Source organism: Ruegeria sp. CH10, from assembly GCF_056537125.1.
In genome coordinates, this window is sequence record NZ_JBQFQY010000002.1 from 307,814 (window position 1) to 321,361 (window position 13,548).

The following is a 13,548-nucleotide window of genomic DNA, read 5'->3' on the forward strand; positions in this document are numbered from 1 at the left end:
TCCAAGTATTTGAGAGGGAGGCCAGTACATGCCCATTAAAGTTGGACAGGACACCGCCAAGACACGCCGCAGCCTGAGCGTGAATGGCAAATCCATTTCCTATTATTCCATCCCCGCCGCGCAAGAGGCCGGTCTGGGCGATTTCTCACGCCTGCCCGCCGCGCTGAAAGTGGTGCTGGAGAACATGCTCAGGTTCGAGGATGACGGCTTTTCCGTTTCCGTCGATGACATCAAGGCGTTTGGGGAATGGGCCAACAATGGCGGCAAGAACCCGCGTGAGATCGCCTATCGCCCTGCCCGGGTGTTGATGCAGGATTTCACCGGTGTTCCGGCGGTGGTCGACCTAGCCGCGATGCGCGACGGGATCAAGGGCCTTGGAGGTGATGCGCAAAAGATCAACCCGCTGAACCCTGTGGACTTGGTCATCGACCATTCAGTCATGATTGACGAATTCGGCAACCCGCGCGCGTTTCAGATGAACGTGGATCGCGAATACGAACGCAATATGGAACGCTACCAGTTCCTGAAATGGGGCCAGTCGGCCTTTAACAACTTCCGCGTTGTGCCCCCCGGCACTGGCATCTGCCATCAGGTGAACCTTGAGTATCTGGCCCAAACCGTCTGGACAGATACTGACCAGAACGGGGATGAGGTCGCCTATCCCGACACGCTGGTCGGCACTGACAGCCACACCACCATGGTGAACGGCATGGCGGTTCTGGGCTGGGGCGTCGGCGGGATCGAGGCCGAGGCCGCGATGCTGGGTCAGCCGATCTCGATGCTGATCCCCGAGGTTGTGGGCTTTGAACTGACCGGCGCGATGGTCGAGGGCACCACCGGCACCGATCTGGTGCTGAAGGTCGTTGAAATGCTGCGCGAAAAGGGCGTGGTCGGCAAGTTCGTCGAGTTTTATGGCGAAGGTCTGGACCGTCTGCCCTTGGCCGACCGGGCGACCATTGCGAATATGGCCCCCGAATATGGGGCGACCTGTGGCTTCTTCCCGATCGATGGCGAAACCCTGCGCTACATGCGCAATACCGGCCGGGATGAGGATCGTCTGGCACTGGTCGAAGCCTACGCCAAGGAAAACGGGTTCTGGCGCGATGAGAACTATGCGCCGATCTACACCGACACGCTGACGCTGGATATGAGCACCATCGTACCTGCCATCTCGGGGCCGAAACGTCCGCAGGATTATGTGGCGCTGACCAACGCCAAAGCGGCCTTTACCCGCGAAATGGCCGAGACGTTCAAACGCCCCATGGGCAAGCAGGTTGAGGTCAAAGGCGAAGAATACGGCATGGAATCGGGCAAGGTCGTGATCGCCTCGATCACCTCCTGCACCAATACCTCGAACCCTTATGTGATGATCGGCGCTGGCTTGGTCGCGAAAAAGGCGCATGAGCTGGGGCTGAACCGCCAGCCCTGGGTCAAGACCTCGCTCGCGCCCGGTTCACAGGTGGTGTCGGAATATCTTGAGGCCGCTGGCCTGCAACAGCATCTGGATGCCATTGGCTTCAACCTTGTGGGCTATGGCTGCACCACCTGTATCGGCAACTCAGGCCCCATCCAGAAGGAAATCAGCGAGGCGATTTCCGAAGGCGATCTGGTCGCCACCTCGGTTCTGTCGGGCAACCGCAACTTTGAGGGCCGGATTTCGCCCGATGTGCGCGCCAACTATCTGGCCTCACCGCCGCTGGTGGTCGTCTATGCGCTGGCAGGCACGATGGATATCGACCTGACCTCGGAACCGATTGGTCAGGACAAGGACGGCAATGACGTCTTCATGAAAGACATCTGGCCCACGCAAAGCGAGATTGCCGAACTGGTGCAGCAAACCGTCACCCGCGAGGCGTTCCAGTCGAAATATGCCGATGTCTTCAAGGGTGATGAGAAATGGCAGGACGTCGAAGTTCCGCAACAGGAGACTTATAACTGGCCGCCGACCTCGACCTATATCCAGAACCCACCCTATTTTCAGGGCATGGGGCCGGAACCGGGGACAATCTCGAATATCGACGGGGCCAAGGTTCTGTTGATTCTGGGGGATATGGTGACGACCGACCACATCTCACCTGCGGGGTCGTTTGCCACGCAAACGCCTGCGGGGCAGTACTTGATCGACCGACAGGTGCAGCCGCGCGAGTTCAATTCCTATGGGTCGCGCCGCGGCAATCACGAGGTCATGATGCGCGGCACTTTCGCCAATATCCGCATCAGGAACGAAATGCTGGACGGCGTCGAAGGCGGCTATACCAAGGGCCCGGACGGGCAGCAGACCTCGGTCTATGAGGCGTCGATGGCCTATCAGGCGCAGGGCACTCCGCTGGTTGTCTTTGGCGGTGAGCAATATGGCGCAGGCTCGTCCCGTGACTGGGCGGCCAAAGGCACCGCGCTGCTGGGCGTGAAAGCCGTGATCGCCGAAAGCTTTGAGCGTATTCACCGGTCGAACCTTGTGGGTATGGGAGTCATTCCGCTGGAATTCACAGGGGGCGACAGCCGCAAGTCACTGGGTCTGACCGGGGATGAGACGGTTTCGATCCACGGTCTGGACAGTGTGGAACCCCTACAAGAGGTGCCCTGCACGATCACCTATGCGGACGGGCGCGAGGCAACCATCACCCTCAAATGCCGCATCGATACAGCGCCCGAGATTGAATACATTGAAAACGGCGGCGTGCTGCAATACGTGCTGCGCAATCTTGCCAAGGCTGGCTGACGAAAAAGCCACAATTTACAAAGCTTTCACAAACCCCGCCTCTGGCGGGGTTTTCTTGTTCCGGATGCTCATCTTATAGGTGATTCACATCTCAAAAAGATAATTGAAAAGGGTACGTCAAATGGCACTTTCCACAGAACAGCAAATGCTGATCGAGCAACGCCTGACCAACGAAAAGAAATCAACCGTGGTCGCCTATCTGCTGTGGTTCTTTCTGGGCGGTTTTGGCGCGCACCGTTTTTATCTTGGCCGCACAGGCACCGCCGTCGCGATGCTGCTGATGTTCATCATCGGCTGGGCCACGGTCGCGTTTCTGGTTGGTTTGGTTCTGCTGATCCCTCTGGGCATCTGGATGCTGGTCGACGCCTTCCTGATCCCCGGCATGATTGCTCAGGATGACAGTGCGAAACGCACATTGATCGCCAACGAGGTTGCTGCGAACACCATCGCCAAATGAAACAGGCATCGGGTTTGATTAAAGCCCGGCACCTGTTTGATCGAAAACGCAAAAGGACGCCCAAGCGGCGTCCTTTTTTGTTGCGCAGCTCTGCCGCGCGCTTTGTGGCATTTGAGGGATGTGAAACCCGGCGTCAGTTGCCAGCCGCCTTTTCCAATGCGGGGCGGATCGTGCTTTCGATCACGCGCTGGGTGATCGGCCCGGCAAAGCGCAGGATGATCGTTCCCTCGCCGTCCACAACATAGGTCTCGGGCACACCGTAGAGGCCCCAGTCCAGCGCCATGCGGCCCTGCTCATCCCGGCCGATAGCAGCGTAGGGGTCACCCAGCTCCGTCAGAAAGGATTCGGCATTGCCCAGCGGGTCTTTATAGTTGATGCCGTAGACCGGGATGCCCTCATCCGAAAGGGCCTCAAGGTTGGGATGTTCCGCGCGGCACGGGGCGCACCAGCTGGCCCAGTAGTTGACCAGCTTGACCTCACCATCGCGCAGGGTTGCATCGTCAAACAGCGCCTTGCCCGGGAACTCCGTCAGAACAACGGGCGGTGCCGGTTGGCCCTGACGGGCTGAAGGCAAGGCATCAGGGTCGTCGCGAAACATGCCAATGCCAGCCAGTACGGCAAACGCGCCAAAGATCAGCGGCGGCGCCAGCATCAGGGGCGAGATCTTAGCCATTGCGCGTCATCCTTTGTTCGACCTTCTCCATCTCGGCCCGGACCTTGCGGCCGCGCATCACGCTGAGTGCGACCAGCGCAACCAGCAAGCCGATCGAGACCACATAGGACCACATGACCGTGTCGGCATACTTTCCCAGGTCAGGTATCATCCGTTCACCCTTTCCCGCGCCAGCAACGCCTGAATCCGGCGTGCGCGAATTTCTGTGCCCGTGCGATACAGGACCAATGCGATGAACAGCAGGACAAACCCGATCATGCACAGCAGCAGCGGATAGAAATAGATATTGCTGACCTTTTCCTCGGTATCCGCACCGGTGACAGCCGCAGCGCGCATCACGGACGCGCCCTGATGCAGGCCCTGATTCCAGAAATTCACCGCATAGCGGCTGAGGATCGCAAAGACCGACCCCACCAGACAGAGGACCGAGGTCAGATCAGCCGCCGTATCGGGGTCTTCGATCGCTTCCCACAGGGCGACATAGCCCAGGTAAAACAGGAATAGGATCAGGAATGAAGTCAGACGCGGGTCCCAGGCCCACCAAGTGCCCCACATCGGCTGCCCCCAGATCGCCCCGGTGGCCAGCGCGATCAGCGTCATGACGATACCAATCGGCGCGGCGGCCCGCGCGGCCAGCGCGCTGACATGGTGGCGACGCACCAGCCAGACCAGCGAGGTCGCCAGCATCATCAGCCAGCAATTGATCGCCATCAGCGCCGCAGGAACGTGCAGGTATATGATCTTGACGGTCGAGCCCTGTTTGTAGTCGTCCGGCGTGAAGAAGAACCCCCAGACCAGACCGACAACGATGCAGGCGATTGATGTGATCCAGAAAAACGGCATCACACGTTCGCTGGTCGCAAGGAACTTGCGCGGGTTGGCATATTCCCAGAGGGCGTTGGCTTTGGCTGCGATAGACATGTGTTTTATCTAGTCCGAGTCGGGTGTGTTCTCAATTGACCTTGGTCAAAGTCTGAGCACGTCACCGAAGGTTGATGCGTAAAACGGCGGCGCTGGCAAAAGGCAGTAATGCAATTGTCGCAGTAGTGATCCCAGCCAGCATGAGCAGCGGGGTCTGAGTCTCCATCCCCGTGGCGCCACGGCGGGCCACTTCGGCACCGAAGATCAGCGTGGGGACATAAAGCGGTAGGACCAGCAGCGATAGCAGCAAGCCGCCGCGTTTCAAGCCGACGGTCAGGGCGGCACCGAATGTGCCGATGACGCTCATCGCCGGGGTGCCGATCAGCAGCGAGATCACCAGCCAGAAAAACCCCGGCACCGGCAGGTTCAGCAGCACGCCAAGGAACGGCGCGGCCAGAACCAGAGGTAGGCCGGTGGTCAGCCAATGGGCCAGCGCCTTGACCGAGACCACAGCCTCCAACGGCAAAGGCGCGGTGGCTAACAAGTCCAGCGAGCCATCCTCCCAATCCAGCGCCAGCAGGCGGTCCAGCGACAATAGGCAGGCCAGCAGCGCGCCCAGCCACAGGATACCCGGTGCAATGGTCGACAGCAGTGAGGATTGCGGCCCCACGGAAAAGGGCACCAGCACGGTGACGATCAGAAAGAACGCCAGCCCAAGGCCAAAGCCCCCGCCTGCGCGGAGGGCCAGTTTCAGGTCCCGCATCAAAAGGGCGATCACAGGAAGCCTCCGTCGAAATCTTCGATAGGTTTGGGTTTGGCCTTGTTGGGCCCCACGTCCAGCACCTCGCCATCCAGACCAAGGTCAATATGGGTGGCGATCAGGGCTGACCCGCCCTGCCCCAGATGGGCGCGCACCGCGTCGGCAAACATCTGCACGGCGTTTTTGTCCAGCGAAACGGTGGGTTCGTCCAGCATCCAGATCGGTCGCCCCGTCACCAGCATCCGCGCCAGCCCCAGCCGCCGTTTCTGCCCTGCCGACAGGTTGCCCGCATGGCGGTCGGCCAGATCATTCAGGGCAAAAGCGTCCAGCGCGGGTTGAATGCCCTGTGTGCCAAAGACCGAGGCCCAGAAGCTCAGGTTTTCAACCACCGTAAGCGTGGGCTTCAACCCGTCGGAATGAGAGGCATAGGCGATCTGATCCTCGGCCCCTTCGATCTGCCCGGTCATGGGCGGCTGAAGCCCGGCCAAAGTCCGCAGCAAGGTGGTTTTGCCAATCCCGTTGGGCCCGCGCAGGATCAGTGCCTTGCCCGGATGCAGCGTAAAGCTCAGGCCCTCAAGGACGGGAACGCTACCCCGGGTGATGGCCAGATCGGTCACAGTCAAAGTCATGGGACCCGCTTATCTGATTGCTGTCAGGGGCAAAAGGCGAGATTTGCCGCAGGGTGTTTGGTGTTGTTCACGTGGATAGTGAGGGAGCGAGGGGCCAGCCCCTCGCGCTCCCCGGGATATTTTTGGACAGATGAAGAGGATCCTTTAGACAGGGATCAGGGCAAGCGCGACGCGGCGGCCTTCGGAAAGCAACACGTTATAGGTACGACAGGCGGCCGGGGAGTTCATGATTTCCACCCCCAGCCCTGCCCCTTCGAGCGCGGTGCGCAGGTCGGCGGGGATATGCCCAATTGCCTCACCGGTGCCGATAAACAGGACATCCACCGCATCCGACAGAGCCAGCAAAGGGGCGGTGTCAGCATATCCGCCCCAATCCGATGTTCCGGCGGGGCCGGTCAGGACGGGTCCGTGATAGACCTGCCCACCAATGCGGAAAAAGCCGGGGCCATAGCCGTCGACCGGGGCGGAGTTGTTGTATGAGATTTCATTCAGGCGCATGGGGTTTTCTAGCCCCAAAGGGGCAGGCCCGACAAGGCCGCAACCGCAATCGCCAGATAGGCTGCGCCGCGATAGAGCCGCTCGTACTCGGGCCGGAACAGCCAGCCGCCGATCCAGTTGCCCAACAGATTCGGAAGTGCAAGCGCCAAACCCAGCGCAACTGCGGGCCAGGTAACTCGGCCCATACCCGTTAGGTAACCAAGAAGAAGGAAATCGAATACGAACAGGAACAGCAGGATCGTGGCGCGGATCGTTTCGACCGGCAGAGGCCGCGACATATAGAACAGGATCACCGCCGGTCCCGGCAGGCCCGCGACACCACCCAGAAACCCGGCCGCCGCCCCGATACCCGCAACCATCGCGCGACCGACATGGCCGTGATAGCGCAGACCAAGGATCAGCACGGCCAGCATGAAGATCGCCAATAGGCTGACCGCGTAACGGAACACTTCGGGCTGCACCATTGTCAGCAGCCATAGCCCGACCGGCAGCATGACCCCGCATCCGATGGCCAGCCGGGTCAGGTCCCCCCTGTCCACGGCACGCCAAGCTCTGCGCAGGTTCGGCAGCGGGCCGAATATGTCCATGATGGTCAGGCCGATCAACGCACCGAAGGGCCCGAGATAGGGTGTCGCGATGGGCAGAAATATCAGCGCGGTACCAAAGCCCGAGAAGCCGCGCACCACTCCGCCAAGAAAGGCCGCGAAAAGGATAACGGCCAGCCCCGTGGGGGACTGGCCGAATAACTCAGGCGTCGATATTGGCAAACTGATTGCCCGACGTGTTCGACGGCTTGGACCAGTCGCGCTTGACCCCAAGCCACAACAGGATGGTCGAGGCCACAAAGACCGACGAATAGGTCCCCACGATCACGCCCCAGATCATCGCGAAGACGAAGCCGCGGATCACATCCCCGCCCAGAACATAGAGCGAGATCAGCGCCAGCAGCGTGGTGACCGAGGTCATAACCGTCCGGCTGAGGGTTTCATTGATCGAGATGTTCAGAACCTCTTTCAGGTCCTTCTTTTTGTACTTCCGCAGGTTCTCGCGCACCCGGTCGAAGACAACCACCGTGTCGTTCAGCGAATAGCCCACGATAGTCAGCAAGGCCGCGATGATGGCCAGATCGAAGCGGATTTGCAGTTCCGAGAAGATGCCGATGGTCAGAATCACGTCATGCACAAGGGCCGCAACCGCCCCCAGCGCAAACTGCCATTCGAACCGCAGCCAGATATAGACAAGCACCGCACCGATAGCCAAGGCCACGGCGATGACCGCTGTCTGAATCAACTCCCCTGACACTTTGGGGCCTACAGATTCCACGGACACGAATTGAATGTCCGGCACCACGCCCTGCAAGGCGGCTTCGACTGCGGTAATGGTCGCGGCTTCGACTGCCTCGGCATCGGCCTGCGCCTGAATGCGGATCATGGCGACGTTTTCATCTTCGCCAAAGGTGGGATCGAAAATCTCGGTGATCGTGACATCGCCCAGCTCTAGCGGAGCGATGGCGTCGCGGTAGACGCCGATGTCGATCTCTTGCGCGGATTGGGTCCGGATGGTGGTCCCGCCCCGGAAATCGATGCCAAAGTTCAGGCCCTGCAACATGAAGGACGTGAAGGCAATCACCATCATCAGGCCGGAGATACCCAGCCAGACCTTCCAGCGGCTGAAGAAATCGAACGAGGTGTTCTGGGGGACAAGTTTCAGTCTCATGATCAAACCTCGATCGTTTTCGGACGGCGGCGTTCGAACCACATCACAACCATCAGGCGTGTGACGAAGATCGCGGTGAAGGCCGAGGTCAGGATGCCCAGACCCAGCGTGATCGCAAAGCCGCGCACCGGACCGCTGCCCATGGCAAACAGGATCACGGCGGTGATGAAGGTGGTGACGTTGGCGTCGACGATAGCCGACAGCGCCTTTTCATAGCCCAGCTCAATCGCACGCGCTGGCCCTCTGGCGGATTTCAGTTCCTCGCGGATACGTTCAAAGATCAGCACGTTCGCGTCCACCGCCATACCCACCGTCAGAACGATCCCCGCAATACCCGGCAGGGTCAGCGTGGCCCCGATCAGCGAGAGCAGGCCAAACAGAAGCCCCACGTTCATGATCAGCGCGATATTGGCGAACACCCCGAACAAACCATAGCTGAGCGCCATGAAGCTGAGCACCGCGACAAAGGCCACGATGGTGGCGATTTTACCCGCGTCGATGCTGTCCTGTCCCAACTCGGGTCCGATGGTGCGTTCTTCGAGGAATTCCAGCCCCGCAGGCAGGGCCCCTGCGCGCAGCAGAACAGCCAGATTGGTGCTCTCCTCAACCGTGAAATTGCCGGTGATGATGCCCGATCCGCCCGGGATATGACTTTGGATCACGGGGGCCGAGATCACCTCATCATCCAGAACGATGGCAAAGGGCGCGCCAATATTTTCAAGCGTGTAGTCACCGAATTTGCGCGCGCCAGAGGTGTTGAACCGGAAGCTGACCGCCGGACGCCCGCTCTGATCGAACGAGGGTTGCGCGTCCACCAGCTCTTCACCCGTGACGACGGGCGCGGAATCGATGATGTAATACACACCCTCTTCATCGATTGACGGCACGACCTCTTGTCCGATGCCCGGCGCGGTATCCGGGTCCGTGGTGCGGCCACCGACGGGGTTGAATGTCAGCTGCGCGGTGGTGCCGATGATCTCTTTCAGTTCACCTGCACTGCCGATGCCCGGTACCTGAATCAGGATACGGTCGGCACCCTGACGTTGAATGGTCGGCTCACGCGTTCCGACCTCATCGATCCGGCGGCGGATGATTTCCAGTGACTGACGCACGGTGCGGTCGTCTGAGGCCAGCTTTTCCGCCTCGGACAGTTGCACGACGATGGTGTCGCCCTCGGCGCGGGCCTCAATGTCGGTGGCCCCGACCCCGGTCAGGGTTTGCACCTGACGGGCCAGACCGCGCACAACCTCCAGCGCGCGGGGCATGCCCTCGGGCTGGCTGATGCGAACGCGAATCTCATCGGGGGCCGAGTCCTGACGGCGGATCGTGCCCACGGTCGCGCGCTCATCACGCAGCGCGTCGCGGATCTCGGGCCACATGGCATCCATGCGGGATTCGTAGACGTCCTGAACCTTCACCTCGGCCAGCAGATGTGCGCCGCCGCGCAGATCGAGGCCAAGATTGACCAGCGAAGACGGCAGCCAGTTGGGCCATTGCGCCGCTTCGGCCTGCATCTCGGGAGTGTCGACGCCAAGCTCAATCGCGGCTTTGGCGTCGTTGGATTGCTCGACGCGCGTATAGAACGCATTCGGCAGGGCCATCAGCAGGCCCGTCACACAGACCAGCCAGATCAGAACCCGCTTCCAGGTATCAATTTGCAGCATTACCCTGCCTTTTCAACGAAGTGTCGCGCGAAGTTACTTCGCCGGTTCGGTCTTGTTCAGCACCTGAGCGATGGTCGACTTGACCACACGAACCTTGACGTTCTCGGCCAGTTCGACCTCGATCTCGTTCTCGCCTTCCTTGACCTTCGACACTTTGCCGATCAGACCCCCCTGGGTGACCACCTGATCGCCCCGGCGCACGGCCTCGACCATGGCCTGATGTTCCTTCATCTTCTTCTGCTGCGGACGGATCAGCAGGAAATACATGATCGCAAAGATCAGGATCAGCGGGAGAAACTGGGCGATTGCGCCACCTTCCATGGGACATTCCTTTTGGTTTGGTGTTTTGCGAAAGGGCTCCGCAAATTTTGCGAGAACCTATGCTCTGCACCGACTGTTTGCAAGCAAAGGCGGCACCGGAATGTTGTGGCAGACCCCACACTGCATCAAGGATGTTCGCCAGCGTTGCAGATATGTCCTAGAAACATCTGTTGCGTTGGCTGTACTCTGGGGTAAGGAGGCCAAATGACAAGAAACTTCAACCCCTTCCATCTTGTGGTGCATCTGCTGCGCGCGGGTATCGTCTTTGCCTTTCTATCCCTGCCGTTGGCGGCGCAAGAGGCACCGACAGAACTGGAGCAACCCGAGATCGCCAACTCGGAAGTTTTTAGAGCGCCAGTCATCGTAGACGGCGACATGTTGTTTTTCCTGCGCGGTTCAACTGCCCTGCCCGCTTCGGAACGCGCCGAGACGGTTCAGACCGCGATCATTGACGTCGCTGAAGCGTCGGAAGCATCAGAGGTGGTCGTCACCTACGAAGACATCGATCTGGGCACGCGCATTCTGGTGGATGGCACCTCGGTCTCTGTCGTCACCGAGGCCGATGCCGAGCTTGAGCAGATGGAGCTGGACGTTCTCAGTTTTCTGCATGGTCGGGCGATTGAAACCGCGATCCTCTCATACCGCGCCAACCGAACCGACCAGGCACGCGTGTCCGGCGCAATCGAGGCCGGCGCCTGGACGCTGGGCTTTGCTGTCTTCATCTTTGCCATCTTGTGGCTGCACCGTCGGATCAGGCGCAAAACGCTGGAATTCGTCACCCGCCATCTGAAAGACGTGGAAACCGCCACCGCCAAAAGCGTTCAGGCCGAGGCGATTGCCGCTTTGGTCCGCTATGGTCTGAATTTCGTGCTGTTGGTGGTGTTCTTTCTGGGCTTCTACTACTACCTGTCCTTCGTTCTGCTGGCCTTTGCCGAGACGCGCTATTTCGCGCAGCTGCTTCTGACCTACTTGACGGAACCGGTTCTGGTCATCTTCCGGGGCATCCTCAGCTATATCCCGAACATGATCATGCTGGGGCTGATCACCTGGGTCACGCTGTATATCATCCGGGGCATGCGCGTGTTCTTTGACGCGGTCGAGGCCGGGTCCTTCGATCTGGGCGATTTCGAAAAACACTGGGTCAACCCAACCTTCAACATCGCCCGTGTGGTCGTCATCCTGATCGCGCTGGTCTTTGCCGTCCCCTACATCCCCGGATCGGATTCGGCTGCGTTTCAGGGGCTGACCATTCTGGTGGGCGCCATGTTGTCGCTGGGCGCGAACTCGGTCGTGTCGAACATGCTGGCCGGTCTGTTCGTGATCTACCGCCGCTCTACCTCGATCGGGGACCGTATTCAGATCGGGGATCACATCGGTGACGTTGTGCAGATCAAGCTGATGGAGACCCATCTGAAATCCATCAAGAACGAGCTGATCTCGATCCCCAATGCGCAGTTGATGAATTCGGACGTGGTGAATTTTTCCAAGAAAACCGATGGTAGCGGGCTGTTGCTGCACACCACCGTCGGCATCGGCTATGAAGAACCGCCCGAGAAGATCGAGGCCATGCTGATCGAGGCCGCAGACCGCACCAAGGGCATCAAGGCCAAGCCGGAACCCTTTGTTTTATGGACCGCTTTGGCCGATTACGCGATCAATTACCAGATCAACGGCTACACCACGCGCGGCAGTATCATCCCCAAGATCCGCTCGGACCTGCATCGCAATATCGTGGCGGTGTTCAACGAAAACGGCGTTCAGATCATGACCCCGTCTTACATCGCCGACCCGCCCGAACCGAAAATCCCGACCGAGGATTGGGATGGTCATCTGGCGCATGAAACACACGGGGGCGTGGATAAAGCGTAACCGGTGCTACACCCTGCCAATCAGATGGTGCATAAGCGGGTTCAGTGATTCACGCATTTAAGGATCTGAACCATGCACGACATCCGCGCCATTCGCGAAAACCCAGCCGCCTTCGACGCCGCTCTTGCGCGCCGTGGGGACGCGCCGGTGTCGTCAGATCTGCTGAGGCTGGACGAAAGCCGCCGCGCCAAGATTCTGGCCGCCGAGACCGCGCAGGCCGAGCAGAACAAGGCCAGCAAAGAGGTTGGCGCCGCAAAAGGACGCGGTGATGAGGCCGAGTTCGAGCGCCTGCGCGCATTGGTCGCCGAGAAAAAGGCCGAGATCGCGCAAATGCAGACCGAGGCCAAGGATCTGGACGCCCTGCTTACGGATCAACTGATCCGCATCGCCAACCTGCCCGCCGAGGACGTGCCCGAAGGGGCCGATGAAAACGACAATGTCGAGGTCAACCGCTGGGGCACCCCGCGTGAACTGGACTTTGCACCGAAAGAGCATTTTGAGATCGACGCCGTCCAAAACGGTATGGATTTCGAAACCGCCGCCAAGCTGTCCGGCTCGCGCTTTGTGCTGCTGTCTGGTGGCGTTGCGCGCATCCACCGCGCGCTGGCACAGTTCATGCTGGACACGCATATCAACGAAAACGACCTGACCGAGGTCAACGGCCCGGTTCTGGTTCTGTCCGAGATGATGCAGGGCACCGGCCAACTGCCGAAATTCGGCGAAGACAGCTATCAGACCCGCGAAGGCTGGTGGCTGATCCCAACGTCTGAGGTCTCGCTGACCAATATCGTGAATGACACGCTTATCGAGGAAAGCTACCTGCCCCGCCGCTATACCGCGCATTCGCTGTGCTTCCGGTCCGAGGCGGGCAGCGCGGGCAAAGACACGCGCGGCATGCTGCGTCAGCACCAGTTCGAAAAGGTCGAGATGGTCTCGGTCACGCATCCCGACAATTCGGACGCGGAACAGAAACGCATGCTGCGCTGCGCCGAGGGGATTTTGGAGAAACTGGGCGTGCCTTATCGCACCGTGATCCTGTGCACTGGTGACATGGGGTTTGGCGCGCGCCGCACCTATGACATCGAAGCCTGGCTGCCCGGTCAGGACACCTATCGTGAGATCAGCTCGGTCTCGACCTGTGGTGACTTTCAGGCCCGCCGCATGAATGCGCGCTTTCGGCCCGAGGGCGGTGGTAAGCCGGAATATGTTCACACCCTGAACGGCTCAGGTCTGGCCGTTGGGCGCTGCCTGATTGCGGTGCTGGAAAACGGCCAGAACGCTGATGGCACGGTCACTCTGCCCGAAGTACTTAGTCCTTACCTGGGCGGCAAGCTGACCCTGCAAACGGACGGCACGCTGGCATAAGAAAACCGGCGCGCCA

The 13,548-nt window shown here is 60.0% G+C and carries 14 protein-coding genes; 4 read left to right on the top strand and 10 right to left on the bottom strand.

Features of this window, described 5'->3' with window-relative positions; all coding sequences use genetic code 11:
• Positions 1-28 precede the first annotated feature (28 nt).
• Both acnA and ACRZ94_RS07850 read left to right on the top strand, forming a co-directional pair.
• Positions 29-2,719, top strand: coding sequence for an aconitate hydratase AcnA (gene acnA, locus ACRZ94_RS07845; RefSeq protein WP_480797061.1), 2,691 nt, complete (start codon positions 29-31; stop codon positions 2,717-2,719).
• A 121-nt stretch (positions 2,720-2,840) separates the two neighbouring features.
• A complete protein-coding gene (locus ACRZ94_RS07850) occupies positions 2,841-3,176 on the top strand; it encodes a TM2 domain-containing protein (protein WP_480797062.1) in 336 nt (111 codons plus the stop codon).
• A 133-nt stretch (positions 3,177-3,309) separates the two neighbouring features.
• Here ACRZ94_RS07850 and ACRZ94_RS07855 read toward each other — a convergent pair whose 3' ends face one another.
• The 10 genes from ACRZ94_RS07855 to yajC form a co-directional block, all read right to left on the bottom strand.
• On the bottom strand, positions 3,310-3,849 hold the full coding sequence (locus ACRZ94_RS07855) for a DsbE family thiol:disulfide interchange protein (protein WP_480652018.1): 540 nt from the start codon (positions 3,847-3,849) through the stop codon (positions 3,310-3,312).
• A complete protein-coding gene (gene ccmD, locus ACRZ94_RS07860) occupies positions 3,842-4,000 on the bottom strand; it encodes a heme exporter protein CcmD (protein WP_480652020.1) in 159 nt (52 codons plus the stop codon). The genes ACRZ94_RS07855 and ccmD overlap by 8 nt, the downstream gene beginning before the upstream one ends.
• Positions 3,997-4,770, bottom strand: coding sequence for a heme ABC transporter permease (locus ACRZ94_RS07865; RefSeq protein WP_480652022.1), 774 nt, complete (start codon positions 4,768-4,770; stop codon positions 3,997-3,999). The genes ccmD and ACRZ94_RS07865 overlap by 4 nt, the downstream gene beginning before the upstream one ends.
• Positions 4,771-4,831: 61 nt before the next feature.
• Entirely contained in the window at positions 4,832-5,488 is a 657-nt protein-coding gene (gene ccmB / locus ACRZ94_RS07870; RefSeq protein WP_480797063.1) for a heme exporter protein CcmB, read from the bottom strand.
• Entirely contained in the window at positions 5,485-6,099 is a 615-nt protein-coding gene (gene ccmA, locus ACRZ94_RS07875; protein ID WP_480797064.1) for a heme ABC exporter ATP-binding protein CcmA, read from the bottom strand. The genes ccmB and ccmA overlap by 4 nt, the downstream gene beginning before the upstream one ends.
• A gap of 144 nt (positions 6,100-6,243) precedes the next feature.
• Positions 6,244-6,597, bottom strand: coding sequence for an Mth938-like domain-containing protein (locus ACRZ94_RS07880; RefSeq protein WP_480652028.1), 354 nt, complete (start codon positions 6,595-6,597; stop codon positions 6,244-6,246).
• A gap of 8 nt (positions 6,598-6,605) precedes the next feature.
• Positions 6,606-7,364: a TSUP family transporter gene (locus ACRZ94_RS07885; protein WP_480652030.1), complete on the bottom strand. Its 759-nt coding sequence runs from the start codon at positions 7,362-7,364 to the stop codon at positions 6,606-6,608.
• Positions 7,345-8,313, bottom strand: a complete 969-nt coding sequence (gene secF / locus ACRZ94_RS07890) for a protein translocase subunit SecF (RefSeq protein WP_480652032.1) — start codon at positions 8,311-8,313, stop codon at positions 7,345-7,347. The genes ACRZ94_RS07885 and secF overlap by 20 nt, the downstream gene beginning before the upstream one ends.
• A 2-nt stretch (positions 8,314-8,315) precedes the next feature.
• On the bottom strand, positions 8,316-9,977 hold the full coding sequence (secD, locus tag ACRZ94_RS07895; RefSeq protein WP_480652034.1) for a protein translocase subunit SecD: 1,662 nt from the start codon (positions 9,975-9,977) through the stop codon (positions 8,316-8,318).
• A gap of 33 nt (positions 9,978-10,010) precedes the next feature.
• Entirely contained in the window at positions 10,011-10,298 is a 288-nt protein-coding gene (gene yajC / locus ACRZ94_RS07900) for a preprotein translocase subunit YajC (protein WP_170325331.1), read from the bottom strand.
• Positions 10,299-10,502: 204 nt separating this feature from the next.
• On the opposite strand from yajC, the gene ACRZ94_RS07905 reads away from it, so the two are divergent.
• Both ACRZ94_RS07905 and serS read left to right on the top strand, forming a co-directional pair.
• Positions 10,503-12,167, top strand: a complete 1,665-nt coding sequence (locus tag ACRZ94_RS07905) for a mechanosensitive ion channel family protein (protein ID WP_480797065.1) — start codon at positions 10,503-10,505, stop codon at positions 12,165-12,167.
• Positions 12,168-12,239: 72 nt separating this feature from the next.
• Entirely contained in the window at positions 12,240-13,532 is a 1,293-nt protein-coding gene (gene serS / locus ACRZ94_RS07910) for a serine--tRNA ligase (RefSeq protein ID WP_480797066.1), read from the top strand.
• The last annotated feature ends 16 nt before the right edge of the window (positions 13,533-13,548 follow it).

Excerpts from the sequence above, each read along its gene's own strand:
- ACRZ94_RS07865 (WP_480652022.1), bottom strand. The coding sequence starts at position 4,770 with ATGTCTATCGCAGCCAAAGCCAACGCCCTCTGGGAATATGCCAACCCG.
- ACRZ94_RS07880 (WP_480652028.1), bottom strand. The coding sequence starts at position 6,597 with ATGCGCCTGAATGAAATCTCATACAACAACTCCGCCCCGGTCGACGGC.
- ACRZ94_RS07855 (WP_480652018.1), bottom strand. The coding sequence starts at position 3,849 with ATGGCTAAGATCTCGCCCCTGATGCTGGCGCCGCCGCTGATCTTTGGC.
- yajC (WP_170325331.1), bottom strand. The coding sequence starts at position 10,298 with ATGGAAGGTGGCGCAATCGCCCAGTTTCTCCCGCTGATCCTGATCTTT.
- ccmA (WP_480797064.1), bottom strand. The coding sequence starts at position 6,099 with ATGACTTTGACTGTGACCGATCTGGCCATCACCCGGGGTAGCGTTCCC.
- serS (WP_480797066.1), top strand. The coding sequence starts at position 12,240 with ATGCACGACATCCGCGCCATTCGCGAAAACCCAGCCGCCTTCGACGCC.
- ccmD (WP_480652020.1), bottom strand. The coding sequence starts at position 4,000 with ATGATACCTGACCTGGGAAAGTATGCCGACACGGTCATGTGGTCCTAT.
- ACRZ94_RS07905 (WP_480797065.1), top strand. The coding sequence starts at position 10,503 with ATGACAAGAAACTTCAACCCCTTCCATCTTGTGGTGCATCTGCTGCGC.
- secF (WP_480652032.1), bottom strand. The coding sequence starts at position 8,313 with ATGAGACTGAAACTTGTCCCCCAGAACACCTCGTTCGATTTCTTCAGC.
- secD (WP_480652034.1), bottom strand. The coding sequence starts at position 9,977 with ATGCTGCAAATTGATACCTGGAAGCGGGTTCTGATCTGGCTGGTCTGT.
- acnA (WP_480797061.1), top strand. The coding sequence starts at position 29 with ATGCCCATTAAAGTTGGACAGGACACCGCCAAGACACGCCGCAGCCTG.
- ACRZ94_RS07850 (WP_480797062.1), top strand. The coding sequence starts at position 2,841 with ATGGCACTTTCCACAGAACAGCAAATGCTGATCGAGCAACGCCTGACC.